This window comes from Arthrobacter sp. CAU 1506 (genome assembly GCF_005047635.1).
Lineage (GTDB): Bacteria > Actinomycetota > Actinomycetes > Actinomycetales > Micrococcaceae > Crystallibacter.
The window spans coordinates 111,847-129,663 of record NZ_SUKC01000005.1 but is presented as its reverse complement, the minus strand read 5'-3'; the positions used below and the strand labels follow the sequence as shown (position 1 = coordinate 129,663).

The 17,817-nt window shown below is 67.4% G+C and carries 19 protein-coding genes; 3 read left to right on the top strand and 16 right to left on the bottom strand.

The window, feature by feature from the left end; translation table 11 throughout:
• Window positions 1-20 precede the first annotated feature (20 nt).
• From panC to dacB, 14 genes are all read right to left on the bottom strand, one after another.
• Window positions 21-911, bottom strand: a complete 891-nt coding sequence (gene panC / locus E4J89_RS08015; protein WP_240691790.1) for a pantoate--beta-alanine ligase — start codon at window positions 909-911, stop codon at window positions 21-23.
• Complete coding sequence (locus tag E4J89_RS08010; protein WP_136785605.1) at window positions 908-1,825, bottom strand: DUF2520 domain-containing protein; 918 nt, start codon at window positions 1,823-1,825, stop codon at window positions 908-910. Before E4J89_RS08010 ends, panC begins: the two co-directional genes overlap by 4 nt.
• Window positions 1,815-3,482, bottom strand: a complete 1,668-nt coding sequence (locus E4J89_RS08005) for a PH domain-containing protein (RefSeq protein WP_136785604.1) — start codon at window positions 3,480-3,482, stop codon at window positions 1,815-1,817. The genes E4J89_RS08010 and E4J89_RS08005 overlap by 11 nt, the downstream gene beginning before the upstream one ends.
• The gene (locus E4J89_RS08000; RefSeq protein WP_136785603.1) at window positions 3,479-3,991 is read right to left on the bottom strand and encodes a PH domain-containing protein; all 513 of its coding nucleotides are present in this window, start codon (window positions 3,989-3,991) and stop codon (window positions 3,479-3,481) included. Before E4J89_RS08000 ends, E4J89_RS08005 begins: the two co-directional genes overlap by 4 nt.
• The gene (locus E4J89_RS07995) at window positions 3,984-4,481 is read right to left on the bottom strand and encodes a DUF3180 domain-containing protein (protein WP_136785602.1); all 498 of its coding nucleotides are present in this window, start codon (window positions 4,479-4,481) and stop codon (window positions 3,984-3,986) included. Before E4J89_RS07995 ends, E4J89_RS08000 begins: the two co-directional genes overlap by 8 nt.
• 22 nt (window positions 4,482-4,503) lie before the next feature.
• Window positions 4,504-5,013, bottom strand: coding sequence for a 2-amino-4-hydroxy-6-hydroxymethyldihydropteridine diphosphokinase (folK, locus tag E4J89_RS07990; protein WP_136785601.1), 510 nt, complete (start codon window positions 5,011-5,013; stop codon window positions 4,504-4,506).
• Window positions 5,010-5,393, bottom strand: coding sequence for a dihydroneopterin aldolase (folB, locus tag E4J89_RS07985; protein ID WP_136785600.1), 384 nt, complete (start codon window positions 5,391-5,393; stop codon window positions 5,010-5,012). The genes folK and folB overlap by 4 nt, the downstream gene beginning before the upstream one ends.
• Window positions 5,394-5,401: 8 nt before the next feature.
• On the bottom strand, window positions 5,402-6,307 hold the full coding sequence (gene folP, locus E4J89_RS07980; protein WP_136785599.1) for a dihydropteroate synthase: 906 nt from the start codon (window positions 6,305-6,307) through the stop codon (window positions 5,402-5,404).
• A 26-nt stretch (window positions 6,308-6,333) separates the two neighbouring features.
• Entirely contained in the window at window positions 6,334-6,942 is a 609-nt protein-coding gene (folE, locus tag E4J89_RS07975; RefSeq protein WP_240691789.1) for a GTP cyclohydrolase I FolE, read from the bottom strand.
• A gap of 10 nt (window positions 6,943-6,952) precedes the next feature.
• The gene (gene ftsH, locus E4J89_RS07970) at window positions 6,953-8,992 is read right to left on the bottom strand and encodes an ATP-dependent zinc metalloprotease FtsH (RefSeq protein ID WP_136785598.1); all 2,040 of its coding nucleotides are present in this window, start codon (window positions 8,990-8,992) and stop codon (window positions 6,953-6,955) included.
• 157 nt (window positions 8,993-9,149) lie between these two features.
• Window positions 9,150-9,701 (bottom strand): hypoxanthine phosphoribosyltransferase, encoded by a 552-nt coding sequence (hpt, locus tag E4J89_RS07965; protein ID WP_136785597.1) that lies wholly within the window; start codon window positions 9,699-9,701, stop codon window positions 9,150-9,152.
• A gap of 15 nt (window positions 9,702-9,716) precedes the next feature.
• Entirely contained in the window at window positions 9,717-10,829 is a 1,113-nt protein-coding gene (gene tilS, locus E4J89_RS07960; protein ID WP_136785596.1) for a tRNA lysidine(34) synthetase TilS, read from the bottom strand.
• On the bottom strand, window positions 10,826-11,989 hold the full coding sequence (locus E4J89_RS07955; protein ID WP_136785595.1) for a zinc-dependent metalloprotease: 1,164 nt from the start codon (window positions 11,987-11,989) through the stop codon (window positions 10,826-10,828). Before E4J89_RS07955 ends, tilS begins: the two co-directional genes overlap by 4 nt.
• Before the next feature lie 67 nt (window positions 11,990-12,056).
• A complete protein-coding gene (gene dacB, locus E4J89_RS07950; protein WP_136785594.1) occupies window positions 12,057-13,475 on the bottom strand; it encodes a D-alanyl-D-alanine carboxypeptidase/D-alanyl-D-alanine-endopeptidase in 1,419 nt (472 codons plus the stop codon).
• Between the two features lie 164 nt (window positions 13,476-13,639).
• Here dacB and E4J89_RS07945 point away from each other — a divergent pair, with 164 nt between their 5' ends.
• The 3 genes from E4J89_RS07945 to E4J89_RS07935 all read left to right on the top strand — a co-directional run bounded on the left by E4J89_RS07945 (window position 13,640) and on the right by E4J89_RS07935 (window position 15,457).
• Window positions 13,640-14,164, top strand: a complete 525-nt coding sequence (locus E4J89_RS07945) for an inorganic diphosphatase (RefSeq protein ID WP_136785593.1) — start codon at window positions 13,640-13,642, stop codon at window positions 14,162-14,164.
• A 143-nt stretch (window positions 14,165-14,307) separates the two neighbouring features.
• A complete protein-coding gene (locus tag E4J89_RS07940; protein WP_136785592.1) occupies window positions 14,308-14,934 on the top strand; it encodes a hypothetical protein in 627 nt (208 codons plus the stop codon).
• Between the two features lie 97 nt (window positions 14,935-15,031).
• On the top strand, window positions 15,032-15,457 hold the full coding sequence (locus E4J89_RS07935) for a DUF1761 domain-containing protein (RefSeq protein ID WP_136785591.1): 426 nt from the start codon (window positions 15,032-15,034) through the stop codon (window positions 15,455-15,457).
• Window positions 15,458-15,488: 31 nt separating this feature from the next.
• Here E4J89_RS07935 and E4J89_RS07930 read toward each other — a convergent pair whose 3' ends face one another.
• Both E4J89_RS07930 and serS read right to left on the bottom strand, forming a co-directional pair.
• A complete protein-coding gene (locus E4J89_RS07930) occupies window positions 15,489-16,394 on the bottom strand; it encodes an HAD family hydrolase (protein ID WP_136785590.1) in 906 nt (301 codons plus the stop codon).
• Between the two features lie 126 nt (window positions 16,395-16,520).
• Entirely contained in the window at window positions 16,521-17,810 is a 1,290-nt protein-coding gene (gene serS, locus E4J89_RS07925) for a serine--tRNA ligase (protein ID WP_136785589.1), read from the bottom strand.
• Window positions 17,811-17,817 lie beyond the last annotated feature (7 nt).

Here is a 17,817-nt window from a genome sequence, read left to right as displayed (position 1 = left end):
CCCACGTCAGTAGCTCAGCGTCAGTACCCCAGCTGCACGTTGTCGATCAGCCGCACCGGGCCGACCTTGGCGGCGACCAGCGCCAAGGCCTCGCCGGTGAACGGGGTTTCCCGGCAGTTGAAGGCCAGCGGCTCCAGGGTGTTCGGGTCCACCACTTCCAAGTAGTCCAACTGCACCAGCGGCACCGAGTCGATCATCGCCAAGGCGCCGTCAACATCCAGGGCTTCATGGCGATCCGCCTGTCGACGCAGGTACTCGAGGCTGCGGGACAGCACCAGTGCCGCGTCCCGCTCCGCTTCGGAGAGGAATCGGTTGCGGCTGGAGAGCGCCAGCCCGTCGTCGTCGCGCACAATGGGCACTCCCACGACCTGCACCGGGAAGTTCAGGTCCGCCACCATCCGCTTGACCAGGACCAATTGCTGGGCGTCCTTCTGGCCGAAGAACGTCCGATAGTCAGCTGCACCGACCGGCAGCCCGAGATGCAGCAGCTTGGCCACCACGGTGAGCGCTCCGTCGAAGTGGCCCGGACGGGAGGCCCCCTCGAACTTGGCGCCGAGATCGCCGGCGGTAATCCTGATCCCCGGGGCGCCGTTCGGGTAGACCTCCTCCACGCTCGGCGCAAAGACCACGTCCGCGCCGCACTCCGCCAGCAGGTCCAGATCGGCCTCCAGCGTGCGCGGGTACCGGTCCAGGTCCTCCGCTTCGCCGAACTGCAGCGGATTCACAAAAATGGAAACCACGACGACGTCGCTCGCCTCCCGCGCGGCGCGCACCAAGGCTGCATGGCCGGCGTGCAGCGCCCCCATGGTCAGCACCAGTCCCACCGACGGCCGGCCGCTTGCCCCGGCCAGGAGTCCGGCGGTGGCATCCTTCAGTTCGGCTTGGGTTGTCACAAGCTGCGGGCGGGTCACGGGTTCTCCTCCGGATGGGATTGGGCCAGAATGTCCAGAATTTCGGTGGCCTGCGCCTCTTTCAGCAGGCCCCGTTCCAACGCGCGCTGGGCGGTGGAACGGGCCAGTTCCTCGTAGGCCAGCCGGATGTCGGTGCTGCCCGAATCCACTTCGCGGCGCAGCAGCGCTTCATGATGGCTGCGGACCGTGCCGGCATCGCCGCGCGCCACCGGCCCGGTCAACGCCGATTCACCGGAGGCCAGCGCGTTCTCCAGGGATGCCCGCATCAGTGCGCTGAGCACCCGGTCCGGTTGCTCCACGCCGGCTTCGGCCAGCAGTTGGGCGGACTGGGCCGCAATCGTCACCAGGTGGTTTGAGGCATGCGCCAAGGCCGCGTGGTAAAGCGTGCGGTCCTGCTCGGCGATGACCACCGGCTCGCCGCCCATCTCCACCACCAGCGCCTGCGCTATCGGAAGGACCGTGGCTTCGGCGGTCACCCCGAAACTGCAGTCGGTCAACCGGGCCAGGTCAAGACTCATGCCGGTGAAGGTCATGGCGGGGTGGATGGCCAGCGGGATGGCTCCTTTGGCCCGTGCCGGTGCGAGCACGCCGGTGCCGAAGCGCCCGGAGGTGTGCACCACCAGTTGGCCCGGCTGCCAGACGCCGGCCGCGGCCAGGCCCTCCACCAGTTCGGGCAGCGCGTCATCCGGTACCGCCAGCAGCACCAGTTCGGCCCGTTCAACGATCTCCGGGATCTGCAGTACCGGGACGCCGGGCAGCAGGTTCTCCGCCCGCTCCCTGCTGTCCTCCGACACGGCGGAAACGCCGACGACGGCGTGCCCCACGCCCCGCAGCGCTGCGCCCAAGACGGCACCCACCTTGCCGGCGCCGATCACGCCAATGCCCAGCCGGCCGGGCCTTGTACTACCCGCCATGGTGGCTCTCCTGCTCCGGATGGTGTCCGTCCTGCTGCGGCTGCTGGGCTTCCTGCTGCGGTTGGTGCCCGGCCGGGCGCCCGGTGGCAGGCTCCGATCCGGGTCCGCTGAGGGCGTCCGGCGTGGCTTCGGACCTGGCTTCCAGCCAGCGCTCCGGAAGGCTGCGGCGCCGGGCCGCTGCGGCCCGGGACGCCTGTTCGTCGAAGAGCCGGCGGGCGGTGTCGGCGTCGATCTGGTAGACCACCGGCGTGACCGGCCCGGTGGTGGTGTGCAGCCGCAGGTCGGCCACCCGCAGGCGCCGGGCCAGCGGACCTTGGTGCAGCGCGATGGACTGGGTCCGCTCGTGCGGCACCACGGCGAGGCTGCGCCACAACCGGCCGCCGCGCGCCAACAGTGCGGTGCCCGTGACGGCAAAGCCGTTGCGCCGCCAGGTCAGCCAGGAGAGCCAGCGGACGCGCCGCGGCGAGGTGACGAAGCCGTCGTCGGAGGCGCCGCCGTCGTTCTGTTCCGTGTCGGCGATCCCGTCCAGGCCCGCGGCGAAAACCGTGAACGGATCCTCGGTGCCGGGGTCCGGGAGGACCAGGGCCAGCATCTGCATGACTTCCTGCTGGGTGCCCACCGGCAACAACGTGGTGCGGGCACCGGAATTCTCCGTGCTTACTCCGTAGCCGGCCACATTCACGCGCATCCGGTACCAGCCCTTGAAGCGCCACAGCGGCGACTGCATGATCTCCACCGCCTGAACCCGGCCCGGCGGAACGGTTTGCGCCCGGGTCTCCAGCAGCCCGTAGCGCAGCCGGATGCCGTCCGGGGATACCGCGGCCCGGAAGTTGTAGCCGGTGCTGAAGGTAGACCAGTAGCCCGCGGCCACACCGAACGCGGCGGGCAGCAGCAGGGCGGGGCCGAACGCTGCATCGAACACAAAGGTGGACAGCCCCGCCGCGATCAGCATGATGACAAGGAACACGGTGGTGCCGGAGAGCAGGGCCGCGCCGACAATGCGGCTGCCCGGCACGGCCAGGATCTGCTGCTCGGGGGCCTCGGGAACCGGTTCCTGGGCATGGCCGGGAGCGCTGGTCAGTCCGGCGGCGCGGGCCAGGATGGTGGCCCGAAGTTCCTGGGCCGAGGCCAGCGGAAGGTACGCCAACCGCACGGCGGACTCACCGGCGTCGGCCACCTCAAACTTGAGTTCGGCCAGGCCGAAAATCCGGGCCAGCAGGGGCTGGATGACGTCGATCGCCTGCACCCGGTCGAGCCTGGCCTGGCGGTGCTGGCGGAATAGCACGCCTGAGTTCACCCGGACGTGGTCGTCCGTGACTTGGTAGCGGGTGAACCACCAGGACAGGAAGAACCCGGCCAGCAGCAGCAGGACGACGCCGGCCACGATCAGCACGGTCCAGACCGCCCGGCCACCGCTTAGCCCCCAGAACTCCTCGCCGCGAAACACGGTCTCAAACCAGTCGCGGCCGAAGAAGTAGGCGATGGCCGCCACGGCAATCCAGCCGCGGACCAGCGGAGAAACGGGATGCACCCGGTGCCAGATGCCGGTGGGGTCCGGGGTGAGCGGCACGCCCTGGGAGGCCGGCAGGACATCGCCGGGCGCATCCGGTCCCCGCCCCTGCGGCGGGTCCTGCCCGGTGCTGCCGGGAACGGTCATAGCCCGGCCAGCCTTGCCTGCCCGCGGTCGGAGAGCTGTTCGCGCAGCCGTGCGCCTTCTGCCGCCGGCACACCCGGGATGCTGGCATTGGTCTGCGGGCTGGCGGTGTGCAGTTTCACGGAGCAGAGCCCGAACGCGCGCTCGAGCGGACCCACGGCGACGTCCACGTACTGCATCCGGCCGTAGGGAACCACCATGACGCGCTGGAAAAACAGGCCGCGCCGGATCAGCAGGTCTTCGTCTCGTTCCGCGTAGCCGATGGCCCTGACCTGGCGCGGAATCAGCAGTCCGATCCAGATGCGGGCCACCAGGGTGCCCACGCTCAGCAGCCAGGCAAGCCAGGCGGGGAAATCGGGCCACACGCCGGTCAGCAACAGGGCCAGCGGTACGGACAGGACGGCGAGTGCAACCACGGTGAAGATCGCCCAGCCGATCAGTTGTACCGTGATGTACTTGGGCGAGACCCGGATCCAGTTGATCCACGCCGGGTCGATCGCTTCGCTAGGCATATTCTCCCTCGCCTTGGGCCTCGGTTCCGTTGTTCTTGGCCGCGTCGGTGTCTTCAGGCGGGAGCTTGCAGAAGCGCTCCACCACCAGCCCTATCACCACCATGATCAGGCCACCGCCCATCATAGCCAGCACGGCCGGCAACGCTCCGAGGCCCGGCCGGTAGAGCAGCAAAACGAGTTGGTCCACCAAAATGCCGGTGTGCCAGCCGAAAATCAACGAACCGGCGTACGCACAGGCCTGGGCCAACACCAGAGTGCGGGCGGCCAGCACCGGATTCAATTCCTTGTCCCGTTTTCCGTTGCGCCAGCGACGCACTTTCAGGCCCAGCACCAGCGTGAACACGGCGATGGCCGCCATCGTGACCAGCGAGGAAAGATGCAGGAACGGCACCGGCAGCCCGTTGCGCTCGGTGATCTGGTTGCCCATCCAGCCCAGCGCCGCAGTGACGACGGCGATGGTCGCCAGGTAGCGGTACCTGATGGTCCTCACGAAGCCCCCACCCCGCCGGACACTACTGCCCGGCTTCGAACGGTTCGGCTTCGTAGGGCTCGACGCCGTCCAGGTCCCCGGCCGCCTTCGCCAGTTCGCCGACCGGGATGCCGTTGAGCGTGGCGTTGGAATCCATCCAAGCCCAGGGCGCCAGCACGAAGGCGCGTTCGTGTGCCCTCGGATGCGGGATGACCAGGTCGTCATCGTTCAGGGTCAGGTCACCGTAGGTGATGATGTCCACGTCCAGGGTCCGCGGGCCCCAACGCACTTCCCGCGTGCGGTGATGCTTGTTCTCCACAGCCTGGCAGTGGGCCAGCAGCTGGTGTGGATCCAGGTCGGTCTCCACTTCCAGCACCATGTTCAGGTAATCCGGCTGGTCCTCGGGACCGCCCACCGGCTTGGTCTGCACCACCGCTGACACTTCGCGCAGCCGCACGTGCGGGGTGTCCACCAGGTCTGCCACGGCGTGCGAGAGCGTGTCGCTGCGTTCGCCCAGGTTGCTGCCCAGCGCCAGCACGGCGCGCACGCTCATGGCTGCTCCCGGTAAATGCTGATGCTGACGTCGGAAAACTCCACCTGGATGGGCGCGTGCGGTTTGTGCACGGTGACCTCCACCGCCGCCACGGAGAAGGTGCGCAGCACGTGATCCGCGATCCGTTCGGCCAGGGTTTCGATCAGCTGCAGCGCCTCGCCGGTGATGATCGCTTCCACTTGGTCCGCGAGTTCGGCGTAGTTGGCGGTCTTCGTCAGGTCGTCGCCGGCCGCCGCCGGCCGGATGTCCGTGTGCAGGGCAACGTCCACAATAAACCGCTGCCCGTCGCGGCGCTCGTGTTCCAGCACGCCGTGATAGCCCACCGCGGCGATGCCGGTGAGCTTGATGATGTCCGGGCGCGCCGGTTGTCCTGCCGCCATGACCCGCCCTACTTGGCCCAGGCAGCGGCGACCTTGACCGCGTCCAGGGAGGCACCGGCGTCGTGCACTCGCACGCCCCACGCGCCGTTGGCCGCGGCCAGTGCGGAGACCGCAAGTGTGGCCTCGTCGCGTTCCTTGGGCGCGGCGGCCTTGCCGGCGGACGTCAGCAACGAGCCGAGGAACCGCTTGCGGGACGCACCGATCAGCAGCTTGTGTCCCAGCTGGGCGAACTGCCCGGTGGCGCGCAGCAGTTCCCAGTTGTGTTCGGCATTCTTGGAGAAGCCCAGGCCCGGATCCAGAATGATCTGCTCCGGCGCAACCCCGGCGGCAACGAACTTGTCGCGCAGTTCCGTCAGTTCCGCGAGGACTTCGGCCACCACGTCCTGGTAATCCGCCTTCGGATCCGCATGGCGGGCGTCGCCGCGCCGGTGCATCAGGATGTAGGGAACCTTCCGCTCCGCCACCAGCGCCGGCATCTCCGGGTCGAAGGTCATGCCGGACACGTCGTTGATGATGGCTGCCCCGGCATCAAGGGCCTTCGCTGCGGTGTCCACGTGCATGGTGTCCACGCTGATCAGGGCGCCGGCCTTGGCCAACGCCTCGATCACCGGCAAAATGCGCTGCTGCTCTTCTTCCGGCGTGATGGAGTCGGCGTTCGGGCGGGTGGATTCCCCGCCCACGTCGATGATGTCGGCGCCGCCGTAGAGCAGCTTCAGGCCGTAGGCGATCGCCGCTTCGCGGTTGGCGTGTTCCCCGCCGTCGCTGAAGGAGTCCGGCGTGACGTTCAATATGGCCATGACGACGGCCCGGTCGGTGGGCAGGTCCGCAAACTTCTTCGGTGCGCGTGCCTTGCGCAGCACGGGCAGGGGCGAGGTTGCGGGCCCGGTTCCGGGGACTGCGGCGAGTGAATCCATCTAGTTCTACCGTCTCTATCTTTTCGCTATCGTCCAATAATCAGGCTCATGGCCTCGGCCCGGGTGGCCTGCTCGCGCAACTGGCCGCGCACGGCCGAGGTGACCGTCTTGGCCCCGGGCTTGCGCACCCCGCGCATGGACATGCACATGTGCTCGCATTCGACGACGACGATCGCGCCCTTGGGTTCCAAGTACTTGACCAGGGCCTCCACGATCTGCGTGGTGAGGCGTTCTTGCACCTGCGGGCGGCGCGCATAGATCTCCACCAGGCGGGCCAGCTTGCTCAGCCCGGTCACTTTACCGTCATGCGACGGGATGTAGCCAATATGCGCCGTGCCATGGAACGGCACCAGATGGTGCTCGCAGGTCGAGTAGAACGGAATGTCCTTGACCAGCACCATTTCTTCGTGGTTGATGTCGAACGTGGTGCCGAGGACCTCTGCCGGGTCCTGGTGCAGTCCGGCGAAGACCTCAGCATACGAACGGGCGACACGCTGCGGGGTATCCAGCAGGCCTTCGCGGTCCGGATCTTCGCCGACGGCGATCAGGATCTCGCGCACCGCTTTTTCGATCCGGGGCAGGTCGATCTGCGGGTCAAAGTCCAGTTCGGCAACGACGTCATCGTAATCGGTCACGTATGCGATCCTAGCCGCTGGTGCCCAGAACGCCGCCTCGGCCCTCGTCCTCCGGCAGGTCTCCGCCGGCCGGATTCGGGTCCACGATCACGGCCGCATGGCTTTCTTCTTCTTGCTGGCCGTTGGCTGCGGCTTCGCGCTCCCGCCGCGAGACAACGGGCGGAATGTCGTGGACCGGCCGGGTCTCCTTGGACAGCCACACATCGCGCAGGTCGCGGCGGCGCAGGTCATGGAAGATCTCGGCGATCTCGCTCTGGTTCAGGGTTTCGCGTTCCAGCAGGGCCAGGGCCAGCCGGTCCAGCACGTCGCGGTTCTCGGTCAGGATCGCGTAGGCCTCGTCGTGGGCGTCGTCGATCAGCCGGCGAACTTCCTCGTCCACCACAAACGCCACGTGGTCGGAGTAGTTGCGTTCATGCGACATGTCGCGTCCCAGGAACGGCTCGCCGCCGCCTTGGCCCAGCTTCACGGCACCGACGCGTTCGCTCATGCCGTACTGCGTGACCATCTGCCGGGCGGTGCCGGTGGCCTTCTCAATGTCGTTCGAGGCACCGGTGGACGGATCGTGGAAGACAATCTCCTCGGCCACCCGGCCGCCCATGGCGTAGGCCAACTGGTCCAGCAGTTCGTTCCGGGTCACGGAGTACTTGTCTTCCTCCGGCACCACCATGGTGTAGCCCAGGGCCCGGCCGCGAGGCAGGATGGTGACCTTGGTGACCGGGGCGGAGTAGCGCAGCGCGGCCGCGACCAGCGCGTGCCCGCCTTCGTGGTACGCGGTGATCTTGCGCTCATGCTCCTTCATCACGCGAGAGCGCTTCTGCGGGCCAGCCATCACCCGGTCGATGGCCTCGTCCAATGCCCGGTCGTCGATCAGCTGGGCGTTGGAACGAGCGGTCAAGAGCGCCGCTTCGTTGAGCACGTTGGCCAGGTCTGCACCGGTGAATCCGGGGGCCCGCTTGGCCAGCGACTTCAGGTCCACGCCGGGGGCCATCGGCTTGCCGGCCGCGTGCACCTGGAGGATCTGGTGGCGGCCTTCGAGGTCCGGTGCCTCCACGGAGATCTGCCGGTCGAAGCGGCCGGGGCGCAGCAATGCCGGGTCCAGCACATCCGGGCGGTTGGTGGCGGCGATCAGGATGACGTTGGTCTTCACGTCGAAGCCGTCCATCTCCACCAGCAGCTGGTTCAGCGTCTGCTCGCGTTCGTCGTTTCCGCCGCCCACGCCGGCGCCACGGTGCCGGCCCACGGCGTCGATTTCGTCCACGAAGATGATGGCCGGGGCGTTGGCCTTGGCCTGCTCGAACAAATCACGGACACGGGAGGCACCGACGCCCACGAACATCTCCACGAAGTCCGAACCGGAAATCGAGAAGAACGGTGCACCGGCCTCGCCGGCCACGGCGCGGGCCAGCAGCGTCTTGCCGGTACCGGGCGGGCCGTAGAGCAGCACGCCCTTGGGGATCTTGGCTCCCACGGCCTGGAACTTTGCCGGTTCGGAGAGGAACTCCTTGATCTCGTGCAGTTCCTCCACGGCCTCGTCCGCCCCGGCGACGTCGGCAAAGGTCACCTGGGGCATGTCCTTGGAGATCATCTTCGCCTTGGACTTGCCGAACTGCATGACCTTGGAACCGCCGCCCTGCATGCGCGAGAGCAGGAACCAGAAGATCAGGCCGATGATCAGGATGGGCAGGATCAGGCTGATGAAGCTCATGAACCAGTTGTTTTCCACCGGCTGGTCGGTGAAGTTGTCCACACCGGAGGTGTTGATCGCTTTGACGATGTCCGGTCCGCGGTCACGGCTGTAGAAGAAGGTAATCGACTTGCCCTTGTTGGCGCCGTCAATCACCAGATCGTCGCGCAGCGTCAGGTCGACGCTCTGGGCGCCGTCGTTGATCCGGGCTTGTTCCGCCTTTTTATCCTGCAGCAGCGAAAGACCCACGCTGGTGTCCACCCGCGACGACTGCGGGCCGGCCAGGTTGGGCACGGCAATCAGGAGGATGACCAAGACCAGGACAATCCAGATGATTGGTCCCTTGAAAAGGTTCTTCAATTTCATGCGACTTGGGGGCTTGCGCCCGTCCCTCCTGCTTGTCCGCGCGTGATGGCAGCCCGGTGGGCTACTACAGCTATACACCGTCCGTCTTCATTCACGCTCGGCGGAGCCGATTAGTTCCCTCTCGGCGTAGCGCGGCCTGCGGAAGACGGTGCAGCGCTTATTCGTAGATGTGCGGCGCCAGCGTGCCGATGAAGTCCAGGTTGCGGTAGCGCTCGGCGTAGTCCAGCCCGTAGCCCACGACGAACTCGTTCGGGATCTCGTAGCCGACGTACTTGACGTCAATCTCCACCTTGGCGGCATCGGGTTTGCGCAGCAGCGTGCAGATTTCCACGCTGGCCGGGCCGCGGGAAATCAGGTTGGTCTTCAGCCAGGACAAGGTCAGGCCGGAGTCGATGATGTCCTCCACGATGAGCACATGCTTGCCCATCAGGTCCGTCTCCAGGTCCTTCAGGATCCGGACCACGCCCGAGGACTGGGTGCCGGAGCCGTAGGAGGAGACCGCCATCCAGTCCATCTTGACGTGGCTGTGCAGGGCGCGCGCCAGGTCTGCCATGACCATCACCGCGCCTTTGAGGACGCCGACGATCAGCAGATCGCGCCCTTCGTAATCCTTATCGATCTGGGCAGCCAGCTCGGTAATGCGCTGCTGGATCTGCTCCTTGGTGTAGAGGACGTGCTTGAGGTCTGCCTGGACGTCGTTGGAATCCACCACTTGCTCCCGGGTCTAGCGGTCTGACTGACCGGGGCTGCGGTCAGTTGTTCTCAACACAAGATTGCCATAGCCGGTGCCATCTTGGGGAACCGAATTGGCGGCAGTCCGTCGGTAGACGCTGACGAATCCGGCCAACTGCACGGGGCCAGCGGAGCCTTGACGGCGCAGCAGCGTTTCGGCCGCCTGCAGCCGTTCGTAGCTGGGATTCTCGCCACCCAGCTCCGCGGCTGCCAACGCGATCACGCGGTGCTTCATGGCGGCCGGAAGCCGTTCCATCCCGTCCCGCTGCAACTCCACTCCGTCCGGCGTCGCCAGCCGCACCCGGCGGTATTCTTCGACCGCCTGCGCCTGCAGGTACTCGGCATCCGCGGCCAGGATCCGGGCCGAACGCCACAATGCCTCTGCCACGCCGGGGCCCATTTCCTCCTCCAGGAACGGCATCACCCGGGTCCGGATGCGCGAGCGCATGAAGCGCGGATCCGAGTTCGTGGGATCGTGCCAGGGCTGCAGTCCGGCCACGGCGCAGACTTCTTCGGTATCCCGCCGCCGCAGCGCCAGGAACGGACGCAGGTACTGGCCCCGCTTCACCGGCATGCCGGCCAGCGAGCGGGTGCCGGAACCGCGGCCCAGGCCCAGCAGCACCTGTTCTGCCTGGTCGTCCAGCGTGTGCCCCAGCAGGACTGCGGCCGCCCCGAATTCCGCCGCCGCAGCATCAAGGGCCGCATAGCGCGCGGTGCGGGCGGCAGCTTCCGGCCCCATTCCGGCGGATTCCACCTGCACGCGGCGCACCTGCACCGGTGCCAGGCCCAGCGATTCGAGCTGCAGCCGCGCCCCCTCGGCCACCTCGGCACTGCCCGGCTGCAGTCCATGGTCGACGACGACGGCTCCCACCCGATAGGGACGGACGCCGTTGCGCGCGGGGCGGTTGAAAAACTCCGCGGCGATGGCCAAGGCGAGCGAATCCGGCCCGCCGCTGCAGGCCACCAGCAGCAGCGGGGCCTCGGCAGAGTCCGCGCCGGCGGGGGCCGGTCCACATTCATCCAGCGCTTGGCGCAGCTGGTGCCGGACGGCCCCCAGATGCGGATGGAGCCGGGGCTTGCGCCGGCCTGCTGCCACACCGCTCATGCGCGGCTAAGGTCCATGCGGCTGATCCACAGGTCGGGATGGTGGATCTCGTCTTCCGTGGGCAGGTTTTCCGGACGCTCCCACACGGCGTTGAAGCCTTCCATGCCGACCTGCCGGGTCACGGCACGGACGAACTTGGCACCATCGGAGTACTGCCGCGCCTTGGCGTCCAGTCCCATGATCCTGCGGACCCAGTTCTCCAGCGCGCCGCGGCTCTGACCGCGGGCATTGAAGCGTTGGCGGATGGTCTTCACCGTCGGCACAATCGAGGCGTCCACCGCATCCATCACCACGTTGGCGTGGCCCTCCAGCAGGCTCATCACCGCCGTCAGGTGCGAGAAGACCGCTTTCTCCTCCGGCCCCTGGATCAACTCCAGGACGGAACCTTTGAGCGAAGAACCCGGCGCTCCGCCGTCGTCCTTGCCGCTGTCCTTGGTCGCGGCGACGGCTGCCTTGACCGTCTGCTGCAGCCGCTCGCCCAGGGTGTCCGCCTTTTCCACCAGGGACGACGAGAGCTCGCCGATCTGCTCCATCATGTGGTCGCGCAGCCAGGGCGCCGCGGCGAACTGCACCCGGTGCGTCTGCTCGTGCAGGCAGACCCACAACCTGAAGTCGGACGGCACCACATTCAGTTCGCGTTCCACCGTCACGATGTTGGGTGCCACCAGCATCAGCCGTCCGGCCGCCGGACCGCCGGGCAGCAGCGAGCAGAACGGGTCGTACTGGCCCAGCACCTTGCTGGACAGGAAGGAGAGGATGGCGCCCATCTGGGTGCCGGTGAGAGCGCCGCCCACGACGGTGGTGGCGCTCTTGAGCTGCTCCGGGCGTTTCTCGGCGAGCGCGGTGAGGGCTGGAGCCAGCATGACTTCGAAGCTGCGGGCGTTGGCCTTTGACCATCCGGCGCGGTCGATGATCAGCACCTCGGAATCGCGGAGGTCGCGGGGTGCGTCAAGTCCGGTGATGCGGTGCACGTGGTCCACCGATACCTCGGCAAGCCGCCGCAGCTCTTCGACGGTGGCACGGATTTCCGATCCCTTCATTCGGGGACCGGCCGGGGTCAGTTTTGCTGCCGTGGCGGCGGCCAGTTCCCAATTGACCAGCCGCGGGGGCGGGCCAGAGGAGGCGCCGGATTCACTGGGGGTGGGTGCGCTGCTGTCCATGCGTTCCATCAGATCACACCAGCGCCAAGCCGGTCACTACCTCCCCGGCTCCCGGATCGGTGCCCGGTCAGCGGCAGCCGCAGCCGGCCAGCACGGTGGCGGCCCGGTCGGCGGCGGTGCGGGCGGCGTCGATCGAGCCGTTCAGCCCGTTGGCCACGAAGGCGAAAATCAGCAGCCGTCCGTCCGCGCTGGCCACGTAGCCGCTGAGCGATGTCACCGAGTTCAGCGTGCCGGTCTTGGCGCGGACCAGTCCGGCGCCGCCGGCGTTGGCCTGCAGGTACCGGCCGGACAGGGTGCCGGTCAGGCCGGCGATCGGCAGCGAACCGATGCCTGCCCGCAGGTCCGGGTCCTCGGCGGTGGCGATCAAGGTGACCGCAGCGGCCAGTTGCTCGGGACTGACCCGGTTTTTCATCGAGAGCCCGCTGGCATCGGCCAGCACCATCCCCGCCACCGGGATGCCCAGCCGTTCGGCCGCCTCCCGCACGGCCTCGGTGCCGCCGCCGAAGGAGCCGGGCTTGCCCACGGCCACTGCCGTGTTGCGTGCCAGCACCTCGGCCACGTAGTTGTCCGAATGCTGCATCATGTAGGCCACCTGGTCGGCGACCGGCGCGGACTGCACCTCCGCCAGCACGGTCCCGTCCGCCGGTGCCGCATCGCGTCCCACCGTGGCCGCCACGGTCAGGTCCTTCCCGGCCAGAGCTTGGGCCAGCGCATCCCTGAAGGCGGCCCCGGCCAGACCGGCGGCATCGGCCACCAGATCGCCCCCGCCGTCGGCCTGGTCCCGCCCGGCATTCAGCGCCAGCGGGTAGACGGGGGCTATTTCGCCGTTCTTTACATCGCCCGGATCCCAGGCGGCGCTGATGGTTGGCCCGGAGTAGAGCGAATCGTCCACCACCACGGTCAGCTCACCGGTGTAGCCGCTGGCAGCCAGTTTCCCGGCTGCCTGCTCCGCCAGCGTTGCCAGTCCTGCTTCACCCAAGACCGCGCCGGGCCGTGATTCCCCGGCTCCCAACAACGTATCGCCGCCGCCCACCAGGAACAGCACCCCCGGGTTGCTGCCGCGTTTGACCGTGGTGTAGAGCCGGCGGTCCGCGCCGAGCGACTCCAGCGCGGCGACCGCGGTGAGTGTCTTCAGGTTCGACGCCGGAATCACGGGGTCGGTGGCGGCCTTGTTGTACAGCACCTCGCCGCTGGCCGCATCGGTGACCGTCCCGGTGAAGCTGCCTGCGCCGTCGAACGCCAAGGCCTTCTCCAGCGCTGGTTTCAACGTGGCCGGATCGGGCAGCGGAGCGGTGCCGCTCGGTCCGGTCGCCAAGGGGACTTCGGCCAGCGTGGTGGGGGGCAACTGCGCCGCGGGCGTGCTGATGACCGGCTCCGGCTGAGGCCACTCGATGGCCTGCGCCAGGTTGAATCCTGCGGGCACGGCCAGCGCGGCGAACACCACGGCCAGCAGGCCTGAGGTGAGCACGCGGAAGCCACGCCCCATGCTGCCCCTCCTGAGGATTGTGATTGTTGCTTTTCGCCCGGCTCAACCCCGATGCCGGGGGGCGAAGGCAAGACCGATATCGTTAAGCGTAGTCGGCGCCGGGCCACGGTTGTGCACCGGCGGCGCCGAAGCCAAAAGTCTGAACGTCTCCAAGGAGCGAAGCCATGCAGCATGACGTCACCATCGAGATCCCCAAGGGATCCCGGGTCAAGTACGAAATCGACCACGAAACCCACCGCCTCCGCCTGGACCGGGTGCTGTTCACCTCCATGCAGTACCCCACGCACTATGGCTACTTCGAGGACACGCTGGGCGAAGACGGCGATCCGCTGGACGCCATGGTCATGCTGCAGGACTTCGACCTGCTGCCGGGCGTGCTGGTCGAGTCCCGCCCGATCGCCGTGTTCAACATGACCGACGACGGCGGCGGGGACGCCAAGGTGCTGTGCGTTCCGGCCGACAAGCGTTTCGACCACATCCAGGAGCTCTCCGATGTGCCGGAGTTCCTGGTCAAGGAGATCGAGCATTTCTTCACCCGCTACAAGGACCTGGAGCCGGGCAAGTGGGTCAAGGCCGAGGGCTGGGCGGACCGCGCAGCTGCCGAAGCCGAGCTGGAAGCCTCGATCAAGCGCTTTGCCGCGCAGGGCGAGCACTCGGCCGCTGACGAGCCGCAGGGCCGCGACGTCTAGCTGACGCTTCCGCCGGGCGACGGCGGCAACAACGACGGCGGTCCGGGCCCCTTGGGGTCCGGGCCGCCTGCCGTTGGTGCGCACCGGACACGCCACCAACCGAAATCGGTTGTTCCCACCGGGGTGGAGGCAATACTGGTGCCATGTATGTGCTCACGGTCAACCAGCGCGATTCCCGCGAGGTGGGCGACCTGGTGCCCGAACTGATCAAGTCGCTGCGCCACCTGCCCGCGGCCATCGCCTTCCAGCGTTCCGTCGGCGACGAAGCCATCGGCGCGGTTGCGGATGCTTCCACGGCCATCGACGCGGCGCTGATCGCGCTGCGCAGCCGGCGCTGGCACGTGGGCATTGGCGTCGGTGAACTGCGGCTGCCGCTGCCGGCGGAGATCAAGGACGCCGAGGGGTACGGGCTGGTCTATGCCCGCCGCGCCGTGAACCGTGCGCAGAAAACCGGCGAGCGCGTCCCGCTGGCCGTCTCCGGCCCGGACGCGGACGTCGCGGCCGAGGCAGAGGCGGTGTTGCGGCTGCTTGGCCAGATTGTCGCCACCCGCACCGACGCGGAGTGGAAGGTCCTGGACCTGATGACGCCGGGGGCCCGCGGCCAGCAAAAGTTCATTGCCGAGGAACTGGGCATTACCAGCCAGGCCGTGAGCAAGGCAGTGGTCCGGTCGCACTGGGTGGAGGAATGGGCGTGCCGTCCGGCTGCGGCGCGGCTGCTGGACCTGGTCTACGGGCCGCGGTCGCTGCCGGCCGCCGCGCTGCCCTACTGACCGGCCGCGTGCATGGCAACGGAGGGTGCGGCGTTTAGACTCCGTGTGAGGATGCCGCCGGCAATACGTCGGCGGCGTGGAACAAAGGAGTGCACACATGGTCCCCGAAATTAACGTCTGGGCGGTCATCGTGGCCACCATTTCGACCATGGTCGTCGGCTCCATCTGGTACACGCCGAAGGTCTTCGGCAACTATTGGATGAAGGTCGCCAAGGTCAGCCCCGGTGACGGCAAAAACGCCGTGCGCCCTATCATCATCACGCTGATTGTCAGCTTCATCAGCGCCTGGGTGCTGGCGGGCTCGGCTGCCATCGCGCAGGACTTCTACGGCGGCAACTTCCTCTGGAACACCGTGCTGACCGCCGTGATCCTGTGGGCAGGCTTTACCGCGGCACGGTTTGTCACCCATGATGCCTTCGAGGGGCGCCCGGCCGGGCTGACCGTGCTGAACATCGTGCACGAACTGGTCACGTTCCTGGTCATGGCCCTGGTCATCGGCCTCTTCGGGATCAGCGCAGCCTGACCCCCGCCAACCACCTGCACCAGCCCGGGTTTTAGTCCAGCAGGCTGAGCAGGATGGGGGCCGCTCCGTCTTCCTCCACGGTGCCGGTGACTTCGTGGGCGACGGCGATGACTTCCTCGGGCGCCTGTCCCATGGCCACGCCGCGGGCGGCCCAATCCAGCATTTCGATGTCGTTGCGCCCGTCGCCCATGGCAACCGTGTGCGACGGCTCCACATCCAGCTTTCGGCGCAGCGCTTCCAAGGCGCTGGCCTTGGTGACGCCGTTGGCCGCGATGTCCAGCCAGGCCGTCCAGCCTACTGAGTACGTCACGCCCTTGAGCCCGGCGGTGTCGATGGCTTCCTTGAACTCTTCGGGAGTGTTCTCGGCGCTGGATACCACCACGCGCACGGCGGTGGATTCCAGCAGTGTTTCAAAATCCACGCCCTTGGCTTCGATGCCGAAGCTGGCGTCCTGGAAGCGCTCGGTGGCCAGGAAGTTGCCCTCTTCGTCTTCCAGCGCAAACTTCGCGGTCGGCAGTTTCGAACGCATCACGCGCAGGGCGGGGCCGGGGTTGAACGTCACCCGGTCGACCACCTCGTACCCGGCGTCCAGCGAGGTGTCGATCCGCAGGGTGACGCCGCCGTTGGAGCACACCGCGTACCCCTTGGTCATGCCGATCAACTCGATGATCGGCAGCGTGGCATTCAGCGACCGACCGGTGGAAACGACCACTTCGTGGCCGGCGTCGACGACGGCGCGAGCCGCTTCGCGGACGGCATCGCTCATGTGGCCGTCGTGGTTGACCAGGGTGCCGTCCACGTCCAAGGCCACCAGTTTGCGGGCCCCGTTCTCCACAAAGTTTTCGCGCAGGGCCGCGCTGGACTGATCTTTCGTGTTTTCTGCTGCTATCCGCTGGTCGTCGATGCCAGCGTGAGCCTTATCAGCTGTAGTTGTCATCCACCTAGTGAAGCATGACCAAGCTACGGACGGGTAGAAGTTTTCTACGGGCGAATGACAGGCTGGTGAACGCCCGGGGGTCCCTAGACGCTTCCCGGGCCAGGGACCCGGCCGTGGAACCTGCTGTCAGGAGAGCACGGGAAGCACTTCCATGCCGCCCAGGTAGGGCTGCAGGGCAGCGGGGACGTTCACCGAACCGTCGGCGTTCTGGTGGTGTTCCAGGATGGCCACGATCCAGCGCGTGGTGGCCAGGGTCCCGTTCAGGGTGGCGACAGCCCGTGTGCCCTTCTTCTCGCCCTCGGCCGAGACTTGGCGTTCGCGGATGTTCAGCCTGCGGGCCTGGAAGGTGGTGCAGTTGGAGGTGGAGGTCAGCTCCCGGTAGGCCTGCTGGGTGGGCACCCATGCCTCACAGTCGAACTTGCGGGCCGCGCTCATGCCGAGGTCGCCTGCGGCGGTATCGATCACCCGGTAGGGCAGTTCCACCTTCGCCAGCATTTCCTCTTCCCAAGCCAGCAGCCGGGCGTGCTCGTCGGCGGCTTCCTCGACCGGGCAGTAGATGAACATTTCCAGCTTGTTGAACTGGTGCACCCGGATGATGCCCCGGGTGTCCTTGCCGGCGGCGCCGGCCTCCCGGCGGTAGCAGGAGCTCCAGCCGGCATAACGGGTCGGACCGGCGGACAGGTCAAGGATTTCGTCCGCGTGGTACCCCGCCAAAGCGACCTCCGACGTACCGGTCAAGTACAGGTTGTCGCGCTCCAGGCGGTAGATCTCGTCGTCGTGCTCCACATCGAAGCCGGTGCCCTGCATCGTTTCCGGGCGAACCAGTGTGGGGGTGATCATCGGGATGAAGCCGTTGGACACCGCCTGGTCCAGCGCCATGTTCATCAGCGCGATCTCCAGCCGGGCGCCCACTCCCTTGAGGAAGTAAAAGCGCGAGCCGGACACCTTGGCGCCGCGTTCCATGTCGATGGCGCCGATCAACTCGCCGATGGCCAGATGGTCCCGGGGCTCGAAGCCGTCCGGACCGAAATCGCGGGGCTTGCCGACGGTCTTGACCACGTTGAAGTCGTCCTCGCCGCCGGCGGGAACACCTTCCTCGATCAGGTTCGGAATACTGCGCAGCAGCGACTCCTGCTGGCCTTGTGCAGCATCCGATGCCGCCTGCGCCTCCTTGACCGACGCCGCCAACTCCTTGACCTGCGCCAGCAGGGCTGCCTTTTCCTCGCCCTTGGCCTGCGCCACCTTCTTGCCGAAGACATTCTGCTCGGCGCGCAGTCCCTCGTACCGGTTGATCGCTTCACGGCGCGCCACGTCGGCGGCGATGACGGCGTCGACGACGGACTCGTCAGCGCCCCGGGCACGCTGCGAGGCACGGAAGATCTCTGGATTGGCGCGGAGTTCGTTTACATCGATCACCTGCTAA

Coding starts and splice junctions, on each gene's coding strand:
- tilS (WP_136785596.1), bottom strand. CDS start 10,829: ATGAGCGGTGTGGCAGCAGGCCGGCGCAAGCCCCGGCTCCATCCGCAT.
- E4J89_RS07955 (WP_136785595.1), bottom strand. CDS start 11,989: ATGGACAGCAGCGCACCCACCCCCAGTGAATCCGGCGCCTCCTCTGGC.
- folK (WP_136785601.1), bottom strand. CDS start 5,013: ATGAGCGTGCGCGCCGTGCTGGCGCTGGGCAGCAACCTGGGCGAACGC.
- dacB (WP_136785594.1), bottom strand. CDS start 13,475: ATGGGGCGTGGCTTCCGCGTGCTCACCTCAGGCCTGCTGGCCGTGGTG.
- E4J89_RS08005 (WP_136785604.1), bottom strand. CDS start 3,482: ATGACCGTTCCCGGCAGCACCGGGCAGGACCCGCCGCAGGGGCGGGGA.
- folB (WP_136785600.1), bottom strand. CDS start 5,393: ATGGCGGCAGGACAACCGGCGCGCCCGGACATCATCAAGCTCACCGGC.
- folP (WP_136785599.1), bottom strand. CDS start 6,307: ATGGATTCACTCGCCGCAGTCCCCGGAACCGGGCCCGCAACCTCGCCC.
- E4J89_RS07945 (WP_136785593.1), top strand. CDS start 13,640: ATGCAGCATGACGTCACCATCGAGATCCCCAAGGGATCCCGGGTCAAG.
- E4J89_RS08010 (WP_136785605.1), bottom strand. CDS start 1,825: ATGGCGGGTAGTACAAGGCCCGGCCGGCTGGGCATTGGCGTGATCGGC.
- E4J89_RS07940 (WP_136785592.1), top strand. CDS start 14,308: ATGTATGTGCTCACGGTCAACCAGCGCGATTCCCGCGAGGTGGGCGAC.
- E4J89_RS07930 (WP_136785590.1), bottom strand. CDS start 16,394: ATGACAACTACAGCTGATAAGGCTCACGCTGGCATCGACGACCAGCGG.
- E4J89_RS08000 (WP_136785603.1), bottom strand. CDS start 3,991: ATGCCTAGCGAAGCGATCGACCCGGCGTGGATCAACTGGATCCGGGTC.
- E4J89_RS07935 (WP_136785591.1), top strand. CDS start 15,032: ATGGTCCCCGAAATTAACGTCTGGGCGGTCATCGTGGCCACCATTTCG.
- ftsH (WP_136785598.1), bottom strand. CDS start 8,992: ATGAAATTGAAGAACCTTTTCAAGGGACCAATCATCTGGATTGTCCTG.